The organism is Occallatibacter sp. (assembly GCF_049510455.1).
Taxonomy (GTDB): domain Bacteria; phylum Acidobacteriota; class Terriglobia; order Terriglobales; family Acidobacteriaceae; genus Telmatobacter.
Genome location: NZ_JBEKYX010000029.1, coordinates 1 through 18,518 on the forward strand (window position 1 = coordinate 1; position 18,518 = coordinate 18,518).

Genomic DNA, 18,518 nt, shown 5'->3' on the forward strand with positions numbered 1-18,518 from the left:
GGGATTTATAGGGATCACTTCTTCGATGTCCTGGGGCGCAAAACTGCGCTTCTGGAGATGCCTTAAACATTGGGTCTTGTTCCTTTAGCGGGTTCGCCGCGCTTCGCGTGTTAGCGAGTTGGTAAGTTGGCGAAGAGAAAGCGAAGAGGGTCCTATGGTGAGGACATGATGATCTCCTTCTGTGCCTGAACTAAAAGCACAAAGGCCCCGCAGTGGCGGGGCCTTCGGTTGGATGAAATTTTTCGAGCTATTTCTATTAACGCATAAAGACACTTAATTATGTGCAAAGTGGACGAAGTTTTTGTGTCTTTAGAATAAGCGGGTTAGAAAATAGTTTTGTTTTTGCCTCTTGACAAGTTTTTCCGCGGGTCGCGGCGAGCGGTTTGAGAAGAGTAAATGCCCGTCGTTTCGAGAAAGTCCTTCTTTCTGGATTGAAGGAAGACACAGGAGCACACAGCGCCGCAATCAGAGCAAATTCAGCGAGAAGAATCAGGATGACATTTGGGTTAGCGAATGGGCGGAAGTACTATTTCCGGCGGGTCTTAGCGCAGAGCTGTTCGAGGGCGTCGCAGGCGGTTTTGATGCCGTCTTCGTGGGCGAGGCGGGCGGGGATGGATGCGGCGCGGCGGGCGTAGAGCGGCTTTTCCAGTATGGAGCGGATTTTGCGGGCGACGCGGACGGGTGTGTAGTCCTTGCGGAAGATGGTGCGGGCGACTTTGAGGCGGCGCATGCGGCGGGCGTTGTCGGGCTGGTCATGCGAGTAGGGCATGATGAGCTGCGGCTTGCCGGCTTTGAGGCACTGCGCGGTGGTTCCGACGCCGCCCTGATGGATGATGAGCGCGGCGTGGGGGAAGAGCTGAGAGTAGGGCGCGTATTGCGCGACGCAGATGGATTCCGGCAGAGGGTTGCGGGGGCGATTGCGCTCGTCATTACCGATGAGCAGGACGGCGCGCATGCCAACTTTGATTGCGGCGCGGGCGGAGTACTCATAGAAGCGGCCGGCGGCGAGGACGGCAGCGGAACCGAGAGTGAAGACGAGCGGTGCGGGGCCTGATGCGAGGAACTGCTTGAGGTGTGCTGGGAGGCTGGCGTCGCCGTTCTCAGCGTCGTAAAAACAGAAGCCGGCGATGAGGGTTTTGGGCGGCCAGTCGCGCTGCTCGTGGCCGAGGAGGTGCGAGAAGAGCGCGAGGACGAGATAGGGAGAGTGCTTGGCGTCAAAGAGCGGGTTGGGGCCGCGCGGCAGGCCGAGTTCGCGACGGAGGTCGTAGATGGGCTGCGGCCACTTGCGGCTGACGAGGCGGGCGAGGCGACGAATGGCGCGGCCCATGCCGGGGATGGTGCGGTCAGCGCGGGCGAGCCGCGGATACATGGGCAGCACGGGTGGATCGAAGGCGGAGAAAAAAGAGAGCGGCGCGAGGACGTAGCTGGCCCAGGGAATGCCGGTGATTTCAGCGACGAGGGGACCGGCGTAGTTGAGCTCGCCGAGGAGAAGCAGGTCGGCGCGGATGGGGTTGGTGGCGGCGTCGAGAAGGTCGGCGTAGGTTTCGCGCAGGGAGGGAAAGAGGAATTCGCGCAGGCCGGTTTCGGTGCCCTTCTTTACGTCGTAGACCATGGCGACGAGACGCGTATCGGCGGGGTCGATGTCGGGACGGATGGGATGGAATTCGATGCCGAGGGGCTCGATTTTTGGGCGGTAGACGTTGGGCAGCGCCATGACAGGCGTGTGGCCCCGGCGCTTGAGCTCGAGTGCGATGGCGATGAGGGGATGAATGTCGCCGTAGGTACCTATGTTCGAGAGGACGATGCGCACGGTTGGGATCCGGGAGCTACAGCTATGAGATTAACGTATGGGGCGCGATTTTAGATTGGCTTCAACTGCGGATGATATTCTGCGTTCGTATTCTCAGGAGATCCGATGCGAATGGTTTTTTCTTTTTCCGTATTCCGGCTTGTACTGGCTGGAGTTGCTCTAACTGCTGTATTTGCGGCACCGGCGCTGGTGTCTGCCGAGGGGCCGTACAAGGTTCTGAATACCTGGAAGCTGGGCGGCGAGGGCGGATGGGATTACCTGAGTGTCGATCCGGCGACGCACCGGTTGTACATTACGCGCGGCGCGAGGGTGGATGCGGTGGATACGGCGACGGGCAAGGTTGTGGGCTCGATTGCGGGGCTGCATGGGACGCATGGCGTGGCGTTTGACGATGCGGGGAAGTATGGGTACATCTCGGATGCGGGCGCGGCGAACCAGGTAGTGGTATTTGACCGCACGACGCTGGCGACTGTGACGACAATTCCCGCGGGGACGGGGCCGGATGCGATTCTCTTTGAGCCCGTGACGAAGACAGTGTGGGCCTTTAACGGACGGAGCAAGGATGCGACGGTGATTGACACGGCGACGCAGAAGGTTGTGGCGACGGTGGCGCTGGGTGGCAAGCCGGAGTTTCCCGCGGCTGACGGCAAGGGCTTTATCTACGACAACATTGAGGACAAGAGCGAGATTGTGAAGATTGACGCGAAGACGAAGACCGTTACCGCGACCTGGCCTGCTGGTTGCGAAGGGCCGAGCGGGCTGGCGATCGATCGCGAGGGCGGGAAGCTTTTTGCCGTGTGCGACAAGACGATGAGCGTTATTGATGTAAAGACCGGCAAGGTGCTGGCTACGCCGGCGATTGGGGACGGGCCGGATGCCGCGGGCTTTTCGGCGAAGCACAAGCTGGCGTTTGCCTCCTGCGGGGAGGGTGTGCTGAATGTGGTGGATGCGGCGAGTCTGAAGACAGTGCAGACGCTGACTACTGAGAAACGCGCGCGCACGATGGCTTATGATCCGGCTTCGGATCGCGTGTATACAGTGACGGCGGACTTTGGCACGGCTCCTGCGGCGACGGCGGAGAATCCGCGGCCAAGGCCGCCGGTGCTGCCTGATAGCTTCCGCGTGATTGTGATTGGCCGGTGATAAGAGATCAGGGTTCAGAGATCAGGGTTCCGTAAAATCCGCGTTGACTGCTGCGGGAGTGGAAGGCTCAGAGATTGCTATTGGGCATTTTTCTTTTGTGTTGCGGCTTGACCGATCTCTGAACGCCGATCTCCGATCTCTCTTATGAAACTGATTTTGATCATTGTCGTGGCTGTCGTGATTGCGGGGAGCGTCTTTGCCGACTGGAAGTGGCGGAAGTGGGTAGAGGCGCGCCGGCGAGAGCGCAATGATGGGCTGTATCCTCCGAATGGCTGAAAACTCAAGTCAGCGGGTGGGGTTTCGAGAATCATGACGCTAAAATAAGGCCAGGAGCCGTCCAATACTCATGCTTGGGATTTCTTTGACGAGTTCACGATTTTTTGCGCGCCGCGTTGGCGCTGTTGCTTTTGCTGCTCTGCTGGCGGCTGTGCCCGCGGGGCTGTTTGTGTTTGCGCCTCCGGCGCGGGCGCAGTTTGGGCCGCCGCCTACCACGCAGGTTCACGATCCTTCCGCGCTGAAGCCGCCGGCTGGTGCGAAGGTGGCGATCATCGAGTTTGAAGATATGCAGTGCCCGGACTGCGCGCGCGCGAACCCGATTTTGAAGGACGCTGCGGACAAGTACAAGATTCCGTGGGTTCGGCATGATTTTCCGCTGCCAATGCACCAGTGGAGTTTTCAGGCGGCGGTGAATGCGCGGTGGTTCGACGATAAGGGTGGCAAGAAGACGGGCGATGCGTATCGCGATGCGATCTTTGCCAACCAGCCGAGCTTTGGCGAGGACCCGGCGCGGATGACGGCGTTTACGCAGCAGTTTGCAAAGGAGCATGGGCTGGCGCTTCCGTTTGCGGTGGACCCGATGGGCAAGCTGGCCGCGGCGGTGAAGGAAGATTATGCGCTGGGGCAGCGGATTGGGATTGAGCATACGCCGACGATCTGGGTGGCGACTTCGCACTCGAAGGGGGCGCCGTTTGTCGAGGTGGTGGATCGCTCGAAGCTGTACCAATTGATTGATCAGGCGCTGGAAGATACGAAGGGCGTTAAGTAAGACAGGTGACAGAAAGAACGAGGGCGCATCCACTGGATGCGCCCTTTGTGTTTAATGGCTGATTTGCACGAGGCCGCCGTGGCCTGGTGAGATTTCGCTGGTCTGCGGGGCGCGCCAGTGGTCGATGTGGCTGATGCGATGGACGCAGCCAATGGTGCAGTTGGGTGAGCAGCTCTTGGCGGTGAGGAATTCGCGCTTGACGTCGGCGGTGGTGTAGTTGGCCAGAGGGACGCCGGGGTAGCCGCGCTGCTGACTGCAATAGTGCACAAGGCCGTCTTCGCAGATGTAGAGGTAGCGCGAGCCGGCGCGGCAGCGCCAGTCGTTGGGCAGGCCCTTGACGATGGATTCCTGGAAGTGATCGAACTGCGCGTAGTTGGTCTTTTTGCGGTTCTGCATCGCGAAATAGACCTGCGCGTCAGCTTCGGCGAGCGGCTTGAGCTGGCCGTCGCCGTCGTGAATGATGCCGATGGTGGACTCAAAGCCGAGCTCCAGGGCGCGCTTGCCGATGACGAGTGCGTCATTGGGGTCCTTGAAGCCGCCGCCGACGACGGAGTTGATGTTGACGTGGAACTCGGCGTGCTCGGCGAGCATTTGCAGCTTTTTGTCGAGGACTTTGAGGGACTTTTTCGAGACTTCATCGGGGTTGATGTTGTCGATGGAGATCTGCATGTGGTCGAGGCCGGCGCGGTTGAGGCGCTCGATGCGCTCGGCGTTGAGCAGATAGCCGTTGGTGATCATGCCGGCGATGGCGCCGGTTTTGCGCATGCGCGCGATGATGAGATCGAGATCGGGATGCGTGAGGGGCTCGCCGCCGGAGATGCCGATCATGGCGGTGCCGAGGCGGCCGAGATGGTCGATGCGGCGGAGCATCTCGTCTGTGGGCACGGGCGGGGAGACTTTGTCGAACTCGTTGCAGTAGGTGCAGGAGAGATTGCAGAAGCGCGCGGGAACGATCTGGACGAGGACCGGGTGCGAGGTCGAGGCGAGGGCGCGTGCGACCATTGCGTACTCGCGGGCTTTGCGAGCGGCGCGGATGGCGCGACCACGGACCGTGTCTCGGCGGAACTTGGGCATCTTGTCTATTTTAGAGGATTTTGGGGTGGAAAAGGGTGCAAGGGAAAAGGGGCTGGAGGCGTCTTAAAAGAGTTTTGGATTTGTGGAGTATTCTTCAAAACGAAAAATACCTGCTTTCAGATATTCTTCAACCGCTTCTCCAGCAATCCATCTACGATCCAGCTCTTCACAAACAGCTCCGGCAGTCAATGAACCAGCGAACGGATCCAAGACCACGTCATTGGGATCTGTGAGTAACTTAATGAAGAACTTCGGAAGCAACGCAGGAAACCGCGCAGGATGAATTTTGATTCCCTCTTCCTTGCAACGTTTGGTATATGCGTCATTTGCCGCGTTATTCCCCATCTTCAGCATGTTTTCCGGGATATCGAACTCGGCCTCGGTCACATTTGACGGAATCGAACCGCCGGCACTTATCTTGTCAAACGAGTTTCGGATCACGTGCCCTGATGGCCTTACGGTTCCACGGACTCCGTTCCGATTCAAACGAATCATGTCCTCGCTGTATTCCTTAAGTACATTGAGATTCGACGATTTTGGATGCGGTGTCTTGGAAAACCACCAGACATATTCGACAGAATCACGAACCCTCACACGGCGAACAGTAACCCATTCGGCAGGAACCGGCATCTTGGCAGGGTTATGCCAAAAACACTCCTGTGCAAGATGAAATCCTATTTCTTCAACTAAAGCGATCATCAGTTTAAAGTGATAGATCGATCTAGTCGGCGTCCCCTTGTTGTAGCTTCCTCCAATGTTTAAGACGAAGCTTCCGTCATCAGTCAGAATACGCAGAATCTCTTTTGCGAATGGCAGAAACCATTCGACATATCGGTCCTTATGCTCGTTGCCGTATTCTTTCTTAAAATGCAAAGCGTATGGAGGCGAAGTTACGACCAAATTAATGCTTTCGGATGGGAGCGCTCGCAATAAATCGAGCGAGTCGCCGCAGTAAGCCGCACCCAGCCTTGACGTGAAATACGGGTCTTGATTGACAAGTGAAGCCGGATGGTCTGATGGCAGTGAGATGCGATGTCCGTTCTGCGATGCGACAGACTGGATACGATTGTCGATTTGTGCGAGTTGCGGTTTTGATGACACGGTTGTAGTCATAATACGTCTTCGATGATTCAAACGGTAACAGAAATAGGTTTACATTGTCAACCCATTTTCATAACGGTGCGGATTGGGTTTCACAAGCGGAAGCCGCCCGATTACGCGGCGTCACGAGGCAGGCCATTTCTCGACTGATCAAGAAGGGGCGCTTTCAAGTGCTGAGAATCGGCGGAAAGGCGCTACTGAACCGAACCGAAATTGTGAACTTTGTGCCTGAGCAGGCGGGACGACCTTCAAATGAGCGAAACACCAAAAAAGAACAATGACAATAGCGACGGATCCGTACTACAAAGACGCAAAGCGATTCTCGATGGACTGAGAAGCCAAGGATTGTTTCCTCCCCATCCGCTCGAGATGGAATGGGAGATTGACGGCGACGACATATTGAGTTCCATTTATCGTGCCAGCGATTTGTCGAGGCGTGGTATTCGCGGACTGCTTGCAGAATACTTTTTTGAAACCAACATCATACCCTCTGTATTACGCAGGGGCTGGACTTCCGTACAAACTCCTGCGGGTGACTGGCCGTATGATTGCCTCTTAGAGCGTGATGGAAAAAGGGTCAGTATTCAAGTCAAGTTGCAACGGCTCGAACGAGGACTACCGAAGCGTTTCCACGCACGGCACTACGAGCAAATTTATTACGACGTTGAAGTTCAGAAAACGAGGACCGGTCAGCGGAGATTACGTAAACAAGATAATGTACAGTCGGCGCTCCCGGATCCCGAAATGGTTCCCCCCATTGCTACTCGCCCTTACCCATTCGGCGCATTCGACATTCTCGCAGTTAATATGCAACCTGCAACTAAGCGGTGGACTGAGTTCCGATTTACAGTTGGTACATGGCTTTTAGAGCGATTGAATGCTCCTGATTTAATTGAAATTCACCAGCCTGTCTCTCTCGAACCGGACGAGGTATGGACTGACGACCTGAGCACTTGCCTAGAGTGGTTCCTTAGTGGGAAAAAGAAGAAAGTCCTTGAACAGATCAAACATCCTAATCGATTTCGGCGGGTAGGGGATTCTTAGGCATTGAAGACGGAGATATAGGCGTAGTGTCCGCCGCGACTTGGACACTCACTGTACTCTTGCCGTACTTCGGCGATGAGGCGTTCCACGTCGTCTTCGGTATAGCCGAGCTTCTGTGCCCCTGAGCTTTGCCATAGGCGTGCAGACGCTCCCACTCCTGCTTATCTATGTAGCGGTCAATGGCGTCAGTAATTACCTGGCTCACGGGGCGCTCCTGTCTGCGTGCGCTCTTCAAGCTGCGCCATAAGGGCAGGGGAAACGCCCGGAATTTCAGTTTGACCCGTTGCCATAGAGATATTTTGCGCTGAAACCTGGACAAATTAAATTGCCCCGTCCGCAAATACCTCTATTTGTGGTGTTTGCTGTCTACTTGGAGGGTTAGGGTTTGTTGGCGGCTGTCGCGGAGGATGGCTAGCTGGACCTGTTTGCCCTGGTTGGCTTTGAGAGTGCGGTCCCAGTCGGCGGTGGTTTTGATGGTGTAGGCTTCCTCCAGTCCCAACTCGGTCCCCTGTGGAAAAAATCTTGTCAAGCCCCAAATCCAACATTATTTTGTAACTCATTGATTCTAAATCGCAAAAAGCTTTGCGCAGTTTGCACATTATTTCTCGCGATCTGTCATACTTATTACAGGTAGAAAAACAACGGCCCGAATCCCACCGGATTCGGGCCGTTCGCTTTTCTGGCTAAAATTCAAAAAACTTTGGGGCATTGGTAACCATCATGCCTTAAACATCAAATAAATAAGGGTTTAGACTAATGAAACGTGTTACATTCATTTTTCCGTTTCTGCGGGTATTACCGGTTTTCTCCGGGTTTCAGCTTTCGGGCTATCTACAAAGCCGGTCCAGGTGCCCGGTCCCTCGCATTTAGGGAGCGAGAATGAAAGCCGGCAAACTGCACAGTTTTGAAATGAAGATCGCATAAAGATTTCGCCGGAAACTGTGTAATCATCCGCAATTGACACAAGATAAATATCTTAATCAGCACAGCCGCACACGATAACTCCAGCAGAAGTGAGCCTGCGAAAGAATCCAGTTCCGACGGAAGCAGAAAACCTACTTATGGCGTTTGTTGTCCACCTGGAGGGTTAGGGTTTGCTGGCGGCTGTCTCTTAGGATGGCTAGCTGGACCTGTTTGCCCTGGTTGGCTTTGAGGGTACGGTCCCAGTCGGCGGTGGTTTTGATGGCTTCCGGGCCGACGCGGAGGATGATGTCGTACTCGTGCAGGCCGGCGGATTCGGCTTCAGTGTGGCGGGTTATCTGCTTGACCAGCAGGCCGGAGGGGATGCCGAGGTAATCGGACATTTGCTGGGTGAGCGGCTCGACAACTGCGCCGACTTTCAGCTCGCTGCCGAAGAAGGGTACGTGGAAGCCGCCGGTGGGGGGCACGTCGCCGCCGCCACTGGCACCGGAGAGGATATTCAGACTGCCGTTGGGGCCGCTGCCGCCGCCGGAATCTTCACGGGCATTGAGCTTGTTCCAGACGTCGCGCTCCATGATGCGGCGATCCACGAGCAGAACGGAGAGAGTTTCCTGATTTCCCTCACGCATGATGACGAGGCTGACCCAGCGGCCCGAAGGCACTTCATGCAGGGTGGAGTTGAATTGGGTGGCGCTTTCAATGTTCTGGCCGTTGATGGAGAGCACAACGTCATTGATGCGGAGGCCTTTCTGGCCGCCGGCGGGAGCGTCATGATCGATATTGGTGATGACGGCGCCGCGCTTTTCAGTGAGGCGCAGGCGGGTGAAGGACTCGTTATCAACGTCTGTGACGAGGACGCCGAGGTAGCCGGGCGTGGCGGCGTGCGAGGTCATGTGCAGGCGGTCCAGGAGCTCGTGGAGGGTCTGATCCTGTGCCGAGGCGCGTGACGGCGCGATGGCCGCGGCGGCTGCAATGAGCGCAATGGCGGCTATCGGGAGCGAGCCGGAGAACAGATTGCCGAGATGACAGGGCCTCGAAAAGTGCTGCATGTCTAATTCCCCCGAGTGCTCCCCGGTGCGCTCTCTTTAGACGTTCTGGCGCGGCTTATGGGGTGGTGCGGTTAAATGGTAGTGTCTAAACTTGAGAATCTGTTACAGAACGAAAGCCCAAAACTTTTACTTGCCCATGTTCCACACGACTTAAAGTCGTGCCCTGATACAAATCAAGCCGAGACTTAACTGTTGAATCTCCTATTTACTGAATCTCCGGGGCCTGGCTTAGAGCCTGGCGGGAGATGATACGAATCTGCGGGTTGGGGTCGGAGCCGGCGACGTTGTGGAGCACCTGGCGGACGCTGGTGTCGGCTTCGACGGAAGTGAGCGAGTGGATGGCGTCGGCGCGGATGTCTACGTCGGAGTCGTAGAGGACCGCTTCGAGAACGGCGTTGCGGACTTCGAGATCGTCCGCGACATAGGGCGCGAGACCGGCGAGGGCTTTGCGGCGCATCTGCGGGCTGCGGCCGTAGCGGAGTACCATGAGCAGGGCATCGCTGAGGCCGGAGGCGCGGCAGCCGTGGCCTGCGCGGCACTCGGCAACAACGAGGTCGACGGAGCCATCGTCTTCCCCGGAGGCGGCAGCGCGGACGGCGGCCAGGGTGAGAAAGTGGCGGATCTTGGAATCATCGAGTGAGCCGGAAAACTGGCGCGGAACGATCTGCTTGTAGCTGACTTCGACCTGCTCGGAGTTGGGCTCACGCTCGATGCGGGAGATGCTGGCGATTTCGCCGGCGACGGCGGGGGCGGCGGCCTCTACGACGGCCTGTGCTCCGGCCTGATTCTGTGCGGCTTCACCGGCTTTGGCTACGTGGCTCTGCGAGACGTAATAGCCGCCGAGAGTGCCGGCTGCTCCGCCGATGACGAGCATGAGAGCGGCCGCCAGGGGCGCCGACTGAAGGCGGGCGAAGCTATTGCCCGTGTAGCGCGCGAGACGCTCATACCAGCGGCGCGGCGGCAGGGTGTCGAGAGCTTCTTCGAGGCGCAGACGGGAGCGAGCCATGATATTCGCATCGGGCTCAGCGGTGGGATGCGCGTCTGCCAGCAGCTTGATGGCGCGTAAGGTTTCGCGCTCGTGGCCGCATTCGGGGCAGATGGCCAGATGCCGAGAGAGCTCGTGGGCTGCGTCGTCAGACAGCTCACCGTATTCGGCCATCACGATTTGCTCGTGCGCCAATTCGCAATTCATGGGGTACGTCCTTATGCCTCAAAAGAACAACACGGGGGTTTGAAACAAATAGTGCTACCGGAGGCCCGCCAGTTGCGATCGGAGTTTCTTTGTCGCACGGAATAATGTGTTTTTAGCGGTTTCTTCGGTGGTAGAAAGCATTTCTCCGATGGTGCGCAGGCGGAGACCCTGGTAGTGCTTGAGTTCAAAAACCATGCGCTCGCGGGGTGTGAGCTTGGAGAGCGCATCTTGAATGCGGAGTCCGAGAAACTTGCGGTCGAGCTCGCGCGCGGGGTTGGAAAAAGAGCGGTCATCGGAGACCGAAGCGAGAATGTCGATTTCGTCGCCGGAGTGGTCGAGGATGACGGCCTGATCTTCGCGGCGCGTCTTGCGGCGGCGGAGCTGATCGAGGCAGAGATTGGTGACGATGCGGTAAATCCAGGTGTAAAAGGAGCACTCAAAGCGGAAGTTGCCGATGTAACGGTACGCCTTGAGGAATGCTTCCTGATAGATGTCTTCTGCGTCATGCTCGCTGCCGGTCAGGTGGAGCGCGAGGCGGAGGACCTGGTTTTCGTATTGACGGACGAGCGCGTCAAAGGCGGTGCGGGAGCCGGCCTGCGCGGCGCGGATCAGCTCGATCTCAGGCGCACGGGAGGCGAGGCGCTCGGTTGCGCTTTTGGGTCCGCCGATGGCGCGGGTCGCAGTCATACCTGTGGGGGATTGTACGCCCAAAGCAGTATGCCAAGGCAAGGGTGCTGTGGGGTTTGCCGGTGAATCGGGGTATGGAAGCGCTTCCGTAGCCATTGTTTTGCCTCGAAAAATCTCTCCTGAAGTGTTGAGGGGAGGTGAAACCGGGTAAACCGCTGCGGTTAGATGGACGGGCGATTCGTGAGTTGGTGAGCAGAATAGGGATGAATGACGAAGGACGAGGGGCGAGACTAAGGGACTGGTGGCGTGGATACACTGGGAGGGATGACTAATGGAAATCTTTTTGACGGTGGGTCGGCGCAGGCTGGCGGCCCAGGTTCAGGCTTGATTACGGCGCACTGTGACGGCGGGTCGAGGGGAAATCCCGGGCCGGCGGGATATGGCGCGGTGATTGAGGATGCTCAGGGCCGGGTGCTGGCGCGGTTGAGCGAGTTTTTGGGCATGCAGACGAACAATTATGCCGAATACTCGGGGCTGCTGGGGGTGCTGAAGTGGGCGCTGGAGCATGGGCACTCGCGGGTGAAGGTGGTTTCTGACTCCGAACTGATGGTGAATCAGATGAAGGGTCGCTATAAAGTGGGGAGTCCGGTGCTGAGGCCGCTTTGGGAGGAGGCTCGCGCGTTGACGCGGAAGCTGGAAAAATTTGAGATTGGGCATACGCTGCGCGGCGGGAATAAAGAAGCCGACAAGCTGGCGAATGAGGCGATGGACAAGGGCATGGGGAAAAACAGGGAACAGGGATCAGGGAACAGGGATCAGGGCGTTGTGGTGCGTCCTTATGGGAAGCTGCCTGCTGCGCCCCCCAAACTTGAGAAGCAAGTGTTTGAGGGGTATGTGAAGAATGGCGTGGTGCATCTGCTGGAGGGGGAGTTGCCGGAGGGTGTGTTTGTGAAGGTGACGCGGCAGTAAAGCACCTGATGATTGATGCATGATGAGGGGCCGGATGCGAATTACGCTTGCGATTGATGACGATGTATTGGCAGCCGCTAAAAAACTGGCGGTCATGGAACGAAAGAGCGTAGGGGAGATCATTTCTTCCCTGGCGCGGCATGCCATGCGGCCAGCGGAAACTGGCCTGAAGATTCGGAATGGCGTTCCGCTGTTGGCGGTGAGGCCGGAAGCGCCGCGGGTGACTTCGGAGCTTGTTCGTCAATTGCGGGAAGAACTGCACTGAGGAGCACCGTGGTTTCTGCTGGATGTGAATCTGCAGATTGCGCTGATCGATCCGGCGCGTATGTAGCGCGATAGCGCGCGTTGGCAAATCGTTGAGATTTTCTCTTAAACTTTCCTGCAACATTCCCTCGATATACTCGCCCAGATTGATCTGAACGAACCCACGGTATCCCAAGGAGCCCACCTACTCATGGCTACTCGCCGCGATTTCCTGCGTCTTGCCGCTACCGCTGCCGGCGCAGCAATGATTCCTGCCAGCATTCGCAAAGCTCTGGCCATTCCCGCTAATCGCGCCACCGGGACCATCAAAGATGTCGGGCACGTGGTCATCCTCATGCAGGAGAACCGCTCCTTCGACCACTACTTCGGGACGATGCGCGGAGTTCGTGGCTTCAGCGATCCGCGTCCCGCGCGCCTGCCCGGCGGCAAGCCCATCTGGTACCAGCCGACCGCCTCTGTCAAGACCAACCACTACAAAGACCGCGGCCTGCACCCGAGCGCCGAACACGTTCTGCCGTTCTACCTCAATCCCAAGCTCACCACGGAATTTCAGGCCGGCACGGACCACGGCTGGAGCAGCGGACACCAGGCCTGGAATCATGGCCACCATGACCAGTGGGTTACCCAGAAGCAGGACGTACTGACTATGGGCTATCTTCAGCGCGAAGACGTTGCTTTTCACTACGCGCTGGCGGACGCCTTTACGATTTGCGATGCCTATCACTGCTCGGTTCATGCGAACACTGCGCCCAATCGCATTTACCTCTGGTCAGGCACGATGGATGCGGCGGGGAAGCTGAGCAAGAAGCCGAACGGCCCTGGCTTTGGCGAACGGCACATTGTGAATGGCTTTACGTGGACTACTTATCCCGAGCGGCTGGAAAAGGCCGGCGTTAGCTGGAAGCTGTATCAAGGCGGGACGGGCATTGCGGGCGACCCGACCGATAACTACACGGATAACTCGCTTGAATTTTTTGCGCAGTACCAGGTGGATGAGGGTGCGGACCCGCATGGGCCGCTGGTACAGAAGGGCGTGACGGACCGGTCGTTGATTGGTTTTCGCGAAGACTGCGTCAGCGGCAAGCTTGCGCAGGTGAGCTGGGTGGTGGCTCCTTACAAGTATTCCGAACATCCGGAGGCCTCGCCGCGTGATGGGGCGTTTTATGTAAACGCTGTGCTGGAAGCGCTGACCGCCAACCCGGAGGTGTGGAGCAAGACCGTCTTCCTGATCAACTACGACGAAAATGATGGGCTGTTTGACCATATTGTTCCGCCGATGCCGCCTGCCGTGATGGGACAAATGCAGCGGCAGAACGCGCTGGGACTGGTCTCCGACGATCTGCTCGAAGCCATGGAGGACGAGTTCATCAACATGGATAATTTTCCGCATGACCGCCGTCCTTTAGTGCCGGGCACCGATCCTGGGGGTCTGCAACCGATCGGACTTGGCCCTCGCGTGCCTATGCTTGTGGTTTCTCCTTGGTCAACCGGCGGCTATGTCTGCTCGCAGCTCTTCGACCACACTTCGGTGCTGCAATTTCTTGAGGCGCGGTTTGACATTCCCGAGCCGAACATCAACCAATGGCGGCGGGCGATTTGCGGAGACCTCACTTCTGCCTTCGATTTTGCTGCGACTGCCAAGGTTGCCGTTATGCCGATTGCGGTGCCTGCGGTTCTGGCCTCTGCAAAGCAGCCTTACAGCGTGCCTGAAGTGCAGGCTATGCCGAAGCAGGAGCCGGGTACGCGACCCGCTCGCGCTCTGCCTTACTCGCTGACGATGCGCAGCCGCATTGAGGCGGCGGAGGGTAAGGTCTGGATTGAATTTCGCAACGAAGGCAAAGCGGGAGTTGCCGTTTATGCCCGCAACAACCGAATCCCTTTTGATGTCCCGCGCCGCTATTCCATTTCGGGTGAGCAAACTCTTTCGGACTACTGGCTAATCTCCGATATAGGTTCCGACATGCATCCTAAACAGCCAAGGACGGAGCCCGATTACGACATCTCATTCCACGGCCCGAATGGCTTCTTCAGCCACTTTCGCGGAGTTGTTGTTGCTCCGGCCTCTCGCGATGCGGAGGATAATGCCGGCGTCAAAGCTCAGCCCAATCCGGAACTGCTCCTCCGCTACGATCACCAGACCGGCGATGTCCACCTTACGATTGCCAACCTGGGCGCGGCTCCCTGCACGCTGATCGTGACCAACGCGTATGCGAAGTCCGAGGCTCCGCATAGTTACCCTCTCAAGCCCGGCGGCTTTACGGAAGATCACTGGTCGCTGACCGCGAGTAACAACTGGTTCGATATTTCTGTCACGACTGCGGAATCGCCGACTTTTCTGCGGCGGTTTGCGGGGCATGTGGAGACGGGGCGGCCTAGTACTAGTGATCCGGCTGTTTTTGGTGAAGATGCGTCGTTGGCCTGAGGCTTTTTGAGTGCGACAGAGGCTAGAAAAGGCGAGTGTCGAAGGCGTGGTCGTAGGTTCGCGTGATCTTCAGACGATTGGCTTGGGGATGGAGCGGGTTGACCAGCATGTTCCAAGTTTCCGGGACGAGCACGCTTGGGACTTGTAGTAGCAAGGAGCGTCTTTCTGTTAGCCACTGATCTCCGATGGATTGAGTGGCCGGCATGTCAGTGGCCCAGTTTGGCGGAAGCGATTCGGCTTTGATTTTTTCGAGGGAGAGCGAATCCGGTCCTTCGATTCGCAGGACCTGGAAATGATCGGGGCGGTCTTCGGCGTCGATCTCCATGTGGACGAGTGTTTCAAGCAGTGACGTGGACGGGTTGAGGGCGCAGTAGAAGACCGGATGGCCTTTTGTGTGCCAGCGGCCGGAGACGTAGAGGCCGCCTGCGCCGTCGAGTGTGCGATAGTTACTGACCCGCCAGAGGATCACGCTGCGAAGCCGTAGTCGAGCTGCAGAAGCATCTCTTCCACGAGGCGCGCGCCGGCTTCTGTGCGAAGCATTTCGAGTGGACTACGGTCTTCAAATCGAACCTTTGGCTTGCGGAGCCAGCGGGATGCCTTGGCGTCGTCGGCAAAGACCTCTTCGGCTAGCGATGTGATGCGGGCTATGCGGATGGCGCGGTCGGATTCATCGTGGGTGAGGGATTCATGGCGGGTTTTGCGATGGGCTAGAGTGCGACGGGGAACGATGAAGTTGTAGATTTCCTCATCGCTGATGCCGTTATTCGAGAGCGATTCGACGGAGGCGAGCGGGAGGCGTTCGTCTACCAGACGGGCGAGGTCGCGGTCCGAATGCAGCGGCGCGATGCCGAGTTTGCGTTCGATGCGGCGGTAGAACATGGCTGGTTCGCGTCGGGTTTGAAGTTCGGCAGCTTGGGCCATGAGGCCTCCTTGGCAAGATGCCATGATTATATGGGCATCTTGCGTAGAAGATAACCGATTATTTGATTTTGGTAATCGTGAGAACCGCCGAACGACTAAAAGTGGCAAACCATGGCCGCTCATGTTTACGAAACTCACGCAAAATCCGGCTCTTCAAATTGATGAGCGCAGCTACCCACTCATCTTGATCTTCTGCACTGTTGTGCGCGGTTGCCAATATGGCGACCTCAGATTTCCGTATTTCTTCTCGATGTAAGTTTTTCATTTCGTGATCGCGCGTCACGAGTAACCACCCGTTTTTGTGGCAAAAACGAATGATCTCAGGATCGAGTACATTCCTACGTGTTTGATTGTTCTCATCTCGAAACCACTCAGGAAATCGCTGCACTGTGAACCCAGCGGTTCTAAGGCGTACTGCGACTGACTCGGCTGAGAAGCCTTCGTCGAGAAATAAAACGCATTCTTCACGCCGCTTTTTGACGTACACCAAGGTGAATTATTGCCTTTTCAATGGTATCGACATCAAGACTGAAATCATTGGCTATTTCTTCAATGCTTTTCCCAGAACGCTTCATGCCGACAATCGTGCTAACCGGGATTCTTGTGCCGAACACCACAAGTCGCCCGGACATGATATTCGAGTTAATCGATACAGGGCGGCTACTGTGATCCTCTGCAGCATATCGCCAGGGAAATATAAATTCTCCGGCCTCGATTCGCTCTGCGTAGAGATCGACTACTTCTTGAACGAACTGTTGGCCAGGATTCAGTCCAATAGATGTAACGGTCCTTGGCCGGTCGCCCCGGGCAGCTTGGTTGTAAACCAAATCATCTAAGCATTTCTGAACAGCGTCTACTCGTTGTAGCGGGTGCTGAGACCGAAATATTCTTCGGGCATTGCGCATTGAGATCCGAAGAAACTGCAAAGAGATATGATGCTTTTCCCGCAAAATAAATACGCGATAAGCCTCTTCTAAATCGCTGTAAGAAAGTAAATGGACGGAGCCGGCGAGCCCACTGGCTTTCAAGATAGGCTCATCTCCCTCATACCATGAAAAGAGTGTTCTCGAGTTGACGGCGAGAAAAGCAGCGGCCTCCGGGATCGTATATGTGGGCAGGGTGCGAATGTCCTGTCCTTTAGCGCGCATTGGTTTTCTCGTTAGCATTTTTGCAATCACTCTAGTACATCTGATGCTAATTGACCAGAGCAAGGGCCGCATCGGTTGGCGATGCGGCCCTTGGTGTTTCTACTCCCTGTTCCCTTGTCCCTCTTCCCTGCTTTACTCGGGTTTGCCTAGGGAGTTTTTCCATTTGCGGTTGTCTTTTTCCAGCAGACGGTCGGCGCAGTCGGGGCCCCAGGAGCCGGCGAAGTAGTTGGGGAAGACTTCGGGTTTCTTGGCCGCCCATGCCTGAAGGATGGGCGTGTAGTGCGCCCAGTTGATCTCCACGCCATCGCGATGGGAGAAGAGGGTCTGGTCGCCGAGCATGGCGTCGAGTAACAGACGCTCGTAGCCGTTGGCGCTCTGCTTGCCGAAGGCCTGGGCGTAGCTGAAGTCCATGTTGACGGGGCAGACGGTCATGCCGGGCGTGTTGGGAACCTTTGTTCCGAAGCGCAGAGCGATGCCGTCGTCCGGCTGGATGCGGATGGAGATGATGTTGGGCTGAATCTCCGGGCAGGGGGCGCTTGAAGATTGCATCCGGTTAAAGATGAGCAGCGGAGGCTGCTTGAACTGGATGGTGATTTCGGTGGCGCGCTTCTTCATGCGCTTGCCGGCGCGGAGGTAGAACGGAACACCTGCCCAGCGCCAGTTTTCGATTTCGAGCTTCACGGCGGCGAAGGTTTCCGTGCCGGACTCGGGGTTGACGCGCTCCTCTTCCCGGTAGCCGATGACCTTTTGGCCGCCAACTACGCCAGGGCCGTACTGGCCGCGGACGGCGTTTTGGATGGGAATGTTGGGAATGGCCTGCCAGACTTTGACCTTTTCACGGCGGACTGCTTCTGCCTCGAAGCTCGAAGGCGGCTCCATGGTGACGAAGCCGAGCACTTCCATCATGTGGTTCTGGATGATGTCGCGGAGTGCGCCGGCTTTTTCATAAAACGGGCCGCGGCCTTCGATGCCGATGTCTTCGGCTGCGGTGATCTGGATGTTGTCGATGAAGTTGCGGTTCCACACCGGCTCAAAGATGCCGTTGGCGAAGCGGAAGGCCAGCACGTTCTGGACGGTTTCCTTGCCCAGGTAGTGATCGATACGGAAGACCTGGCTTTCGGGAAAGACGGCGTTGACCTGGCGGTTGAGCTCGCGGGCGGAATCGAGGTCGTGGCCGAAGGGCTTTTCAATGACGACGCCGATCTTGCCCTGCTCAGGATGCGCCATGCCACTGGTACCGAGGTTTTCAATGATGGGCGCGAAGTATTCGGGGGCGGTGGCGAGGTAGTAAAGACGGTCGGGGCCGATCTTCTTTTCGGCGGCGAGCTTGTCGAGGGCGTCCTTGAGACCGGGATAGCCGGAGGCGTCGTCAAACTGCAGCGCGTGGTAGCTGATTTTGTTGACGAAGGCTTCGAGCTTGGGGTCGGTGGCGTCGACAGAGCCGAATTTGAGGATGCCATCCTTCATGTCTTCGGCGAACTCGTTGCCGAGGGGACGGCGGGCCACGCCGACGATGGCGAAGTCTTTGGGCAGGAGGTTGGATTGCTCCAGATGAAAAAGTGCCGGGAGCAGCTTGCGCTTGGTGAGGTCACCGGAGGCGCCAAAGATGACCATGATGCCGGGGCCGGGAATTTTTTCCGCGGCGTCGTGCCCCTGGGGCAGGTCGGAAGGATTCACGCTCATTTGTACGGTGGTAGACATTTCTCGATCTCCGATCGAAGAAGAGATCAGTTTTCAGAGATCAGAGATCAGTTGCATCATCCTGAACTGAGCACGGCAGTTCAATAT

20 protein-coding genes are annotated in these 18,518 nt (G+C 57.2%); 7 read left to right on the forward strand and 13 right to left on the reverse strand.

From position 1 onward, the window contains the following. Nucleotides 1-526 precede the first annotated feature (526 nt). Nucleotides 527-1,810, reverse strand: a complete 1,284-nt coding sequence (locus tag ABSG47_RS07290; RefSeq protein WP_424168325.1) for a glycosyltransferase — start codon at nucleotides 1,808-1,810, stop codon at nucleotides 527-529. Between the two features lie 111 nt (nucleotides 1,811-1,921). On the opposite strand from ABSG47_RS07290, the gene ABSG47_RS07295 reads away from it, so the two are divergent. From ABSG47_RS07295 to ABSG47_RS07305, 3 genes are all read left to right on the forward strand, one after another. Continuing rightward, nucleotides 1,922-2,953, forward strand: coding sequence for a YncE family protein (locus ABSG47_RS07295; RefSeq protein ID WP_424168327.1), 1,032 nt, complete (start codon nucleotides 1,922-1,924; stop codon nucleotides 2,951-2,953). 144 nt (nucleotides 2,954-3,097) lie between these two features. Continuing rightward, nucleotides 3,098-3,229 (forward strand): hypothetical protein, encoded by a 132-nt coding sequence (locus ABSG47_RS07300; protein WP_424168329.1) that lies wholly within the window; start codon nucleotides 3,098-3,100, stop codon nucleotides 3,227-3,229. A 70-nt stretch (nucleotides 3,230-3,299) separates the two neighbouring features. Next, complete coding sequence (locus ABSG47_RS07305) at nucleotides 3,300-3,998, forward strand: DsbA family protein (RefSeq protein WP_424168331.1); 699 nt, start codon at nucleotides 3,300-3,302, stop codon at nucleotides 3,996-3,998. A 51-nt stretch (nucleotides 3,999-4,049) separates the two neighbouring features. Here ABSG47_RS07305 and ABSG47_RS07310 read toward each other — a convergent pair whose 3' ends face one another. Then, entirely contained in the window at nucleotides 4,050-5,072 is a 1,023-nt protein-coding gene (locus tag ABSG47_RS07310) for a radical SAM protein (protein WP_424168333.1), read from the reverse strand. 63 nt (nucleotides 5,073-5,135) lie between these two features. Further along, nucleotides 5,136-6,185: a DNA-methyltransferase gene (locus ABSG47_RS07315; protein WP_424168336.1), complete on the reverse strand. Its 1,050-nt coding sequence runs from the start codon at nucleotides 6,183-6,185 to the stop codon at nucleotides 5,136-5,138. A 240-nt stretch (nucleotides 6,186-6,425) separates the two neighbouring features. On the opposite strand from ABSG47_RS07315, the gene ABSG47_RS07320 reads away from it, so the two are divergent. Next, entirely contained in the window at nucleotides 6,426-7,217 is a 792-nt protein-coding gene (locus tag ABSG47_RS07320; RefSeq protein ID WP_424168338.1) for a PDDEXK-like family protein, read from the forward strand. Here the strand turns inward: ABSG47_RS07320 and ABSG47_RS07325 are convergent. The 5 genes from ABSG47_RS07325 to ABSG47_RS07345 form a co-directional block, all read right to left on the reverse strand. Then, nucleotides 7,186-7,422, reverse strand: coding sequence for a hypothetical protein (locus tag ABSG47_RS07325; RefSeq protein ID WP_424168341.1), 237 nt, complete (start codon nucleotides 7,420-7,422; stop codon nucleotides 7,186-7,188). The genes ABSG47_RS07320 and ABSG47_RS07325 overlap by 32 nt on opposite strands. 141 nt (nucleotides 7,423-7,563) lie before the next feature. Further along, entirely contained in the window at nucleotides 7,564-7,746 is a 183-nt protein-coding gene (locus tag ABSG47_RS07330; RefSeq protein WP_424168343.1) for a hypothetical protein, read from the reverse strand. 526 nt (nucleotides 7,747-8,272) lie between these two features. Then, a complete protein-coding gene (locus ABSG47_RS07335; protein WP_424168346.1) occupies nucleotides 8,273-9,187 on the reverse strand; it encodes a PDZ domain-containing protein in 915 nt (304 codons plus the stop codon). A 205-nt stretch (nucleotides 9,188-9,392) separates the two neighbouring features. After that, nucleotides 9,393-10,379, reverse strand: coding sequence for an anti-sigma factor family protein (locus ABSG47_RS07340; RefSeq protein WP_424168349.1), 987 nt, complete (start codon nucleotides 10,377-10,379; stop codon nucleotides 9,393-9,395). A 54-nt stretch (nucleotides 10,380-10,433) separates the two neighbouring features. Beyond that, nucleotides 10,434-11,162 (reverse strand): RNA polymerase sigma factor, encoded by a 729-nt coding sequence (locus ABSG47_RS07345; protein WP_424168351.1) that lies wholly within the window; start codon nucleotides 11,160-11,162, stop codon nucleotides 10,434-10,436. Nucleotides 11,163-11,330: 168 nt separating this feature from the next. Between ABSG47_RS07345 and ABSG47_RS07350 the strand changes: the two genes are divergently transcribed. The 3 genes from ABSG47_RS07350 to ABSG47_RS07360 all read left to right on the forward strand — a co-directional run bounded on the left by ABSG47_RS07350 (nucleotide 11,331) and on the right by ABSG47_RS07360 (nucleotide 14,661). After that, nucleotides 11,331-11,975 (forward strand): ribonuclease HI family protein, encoded by a 645-nt coding sequence (locus ABSG47_RS07350; protein ID WP_424168353.1) that lies wholly within the window; start codon nucleotides 11,331-11,333, stop codon nucleotides 11,973-11,975. A gap of 34 nt (nucleotides 11,976-12,009) precedes the next feature. After that, nucleotides 12,010-12,240 carry a hypothetical protein gene (locus tag ABSG47_RS07355; RefSeq protein ID WP_424168355.1) on the forward strand — a complete coding sequence of 77 codons (231 nt, stop codon included), beginning with the start codon at nucleotides 12,010-12,012 and terminating at the stop codon, nucleotides 12,238-12,240. A 189-nt stretch (nucleotides 12,241-12,429) separates the two neighbouring features. Then, entirely contained in the window at nucleotides 12,430-14,661 is a 2,232-nt protein-coding gene (locus ABSG47_RS07360) for a phosphocholine-specific phospholipase C (RefSeq protein ID WP_424168358.1), read from the forward strand. Between the two features lie 22 nt (nucleotides 14,662-14,683). Here ABSG47_RS07360 and ABSG47_RS07365 read toward each other — a convergent pair whose 3' ends face one another. From ABSG47_RS07365 to zwf, 5 genes are all read right to left on the reverse strand, one after another. Beyond that, nucleotides 14,684-15,130 (reverse strand): RES family NAD+ phosphorylase, encoded by a 447-nt coding sequence (locus ABSG47_RS07365; RefSeq protein ID WP_424168360.1) that lies wholly within the window; start codon nucleotides 15,128-15,130, stop codon nucleotides 14,684-14,686. Then, entirely contained in the window at nucleotides 15,127-15,582 is a 456-nt protein-coding gene (locus ABSG47_RS07370; RefSeq protein WP_424168363.1) for an Xre family toxin-antitoxin system antitoxin, read from the reverse strand. The genes ABSG47_RS07365 and ABSG47_RS07370 overlap by 4 nt, the downstream gene beginning before the upstream one ends. A 58-nt stretch (nucleotides 15,583-15,640) precedes the next feature. Further along, entirely contained in the window at nucleotides 15,641-16,069 is a 429-nt protein-coding gene (locus ABSG47_RS07375) for a DUF5615 family PIN-like protein (RefSeq protein ID WP_424168416.1), read from the reverse strand. Further along, nucleotides 16,047-16,730, reverse strand: coding sequence for a DUF433 domain-containing protein (locus ABSG47_RS07380; protein WP_424168365.1), 684 nt, complete (start codon nucleotides 16,728-16,730; stop codon nucleotides 16,047-16,049). The genes ABSG47_RS07375 and ABSG47_RS07380 overlap by 23 nt, the downstream gene beginning before the upstream one ends. A 132-nt stretch (nucleotides 16,731-16,862) precedes the next feature. Then, the gene (gene zwf, locus ABSG47_RS07385) at nucleotides 16,863-18,431 is read right to left on the reverse strand and encodes a glucose-6-phosphate dehydrogenase (RefSeq protein WP_424168367.1); all 1,569 of its coding nucleotides are present in this window, start codon (nucleotides 18,429-18,431) and stop codon (nucleotides 16,863-16,865) included. Nucleotides 18,432-18,518 lie beyond the last annotated feature (87 nt).

What these genes read in the sequence shown, in the direction of transcription:
- ABSG47_RS07295 (WP_424168327.1), top strand. Translation starts at nt 1,922, where the DNA reads ATGGTTTTTTCTTTTTCCGTATTCCGGCTTGTACTGGCTGGAGTTGCT.
- ABSG47_RS07300 (WP_424168329.1), top strand. Translation starts at nt 3,098, where the DNA reads ATGAAACTGATTTTGATCATTGTCGTGGCTGTCGTGATTGCGGGGAGC.
- ABSG47_RS07305 (WP_424168331.1), top strand. Translation starts at nt 3,300, where the DNA reads ATGCTTGGGATTTCTTTGACGAGTTCACGATTTTTTGCGCGCCGCGTT.
- ABSG47_RS07310 (WP_424168333.1), bottom strand. Translation starts at nt 5,072, where the DNA reads ATGCCCAAGTTCCGCCGAGACACGGTCCGTGGTCGCGCCATCCGCGCC.
- ABSG47_RS07315 (WP_424168336.1), bottom strand. Translation starts at nt 6,185, where the DNA reads ATGACTACAACCGTGTCATCAAAACCGCAACTCGCACAAATCGACAAT.
- ABSG47_RS07320 (WP_424168338.1), top strand. Translation starts at nt 6,426, where the DNA reads ATGAGCGAAACACCAAAAAAGAACAATGACAATAGCGACGGATCCGTA.
- ABSG47_RS07335 (WP_424168346.1), bottom strand. Translation starts at nt 9,187, where the DNA reads ATGCAGCACTTTTCGAGGCCCTGTCATCTCGGCAATCTGTTCTCCGGC.
- ABSG47_RS07340 (WP_424168349.1), bottom strand. Translation starts at nt 10,379, where the DNA reads ATGAATTGCGAATTGGCGCACGAGCAAATCGTGATGGCCGAATACGGT.
- ABSG47_RS07345 (WP_424168351.1), bottom strand. Translation starts at nt 11,162, where the DNA reads ATGGCTACGGAAGCGCTTCCATACCCCGATTCACCGGCAAACCCCACA.
- ABSG47_RS07350 (WP_424168353.1), top strand. Translation starts at nt 11,331, where the DNA reads ATGACTAATGGAAATCTTTTTGACGGTGGGTCGGCGCAGGCTGGCGGC.
- ABSG47_RS07355 (WP_424168355.1), top strand. Translation starts at nt 12,010, where the DNA reads ATGCGAATTACGCTTGCGATTGATGACGATGTATTGGCAGCCGCTAAA.
- ABSG47_RS07360 (WP_424168358.1), top strand. Translation starts at nt 12,430, where the DNA reads ATGGCTACTCGCCGCGATTTCCTGCGTCTTGCCGCTACCGCTGCCGGC.
- ABSG47_RS07370 (WP_424168363.1), bottom strand. Translation starts at nt 15,582, where the DNA reads ATGGCCCAAGCTGCCGAACTTCAAACCCGACGCGAACCAGCCATGTTC.
- ABSG47_RS07380 (WP_424168365.1), bottom strand. Translation starts at nt 16,730, where the DNA reads ATGCGCGCTAAAGGACAGGACATTCGCACCCTGCCCACATATACGATC.
- zwf (WP_424168367.1), bottom strand. Translation starts at nt 18,431, where the DNA reads ATGTCTACCACCGTACAAATGAGCGTGAATCCTTCCGACCTGCCCCAG.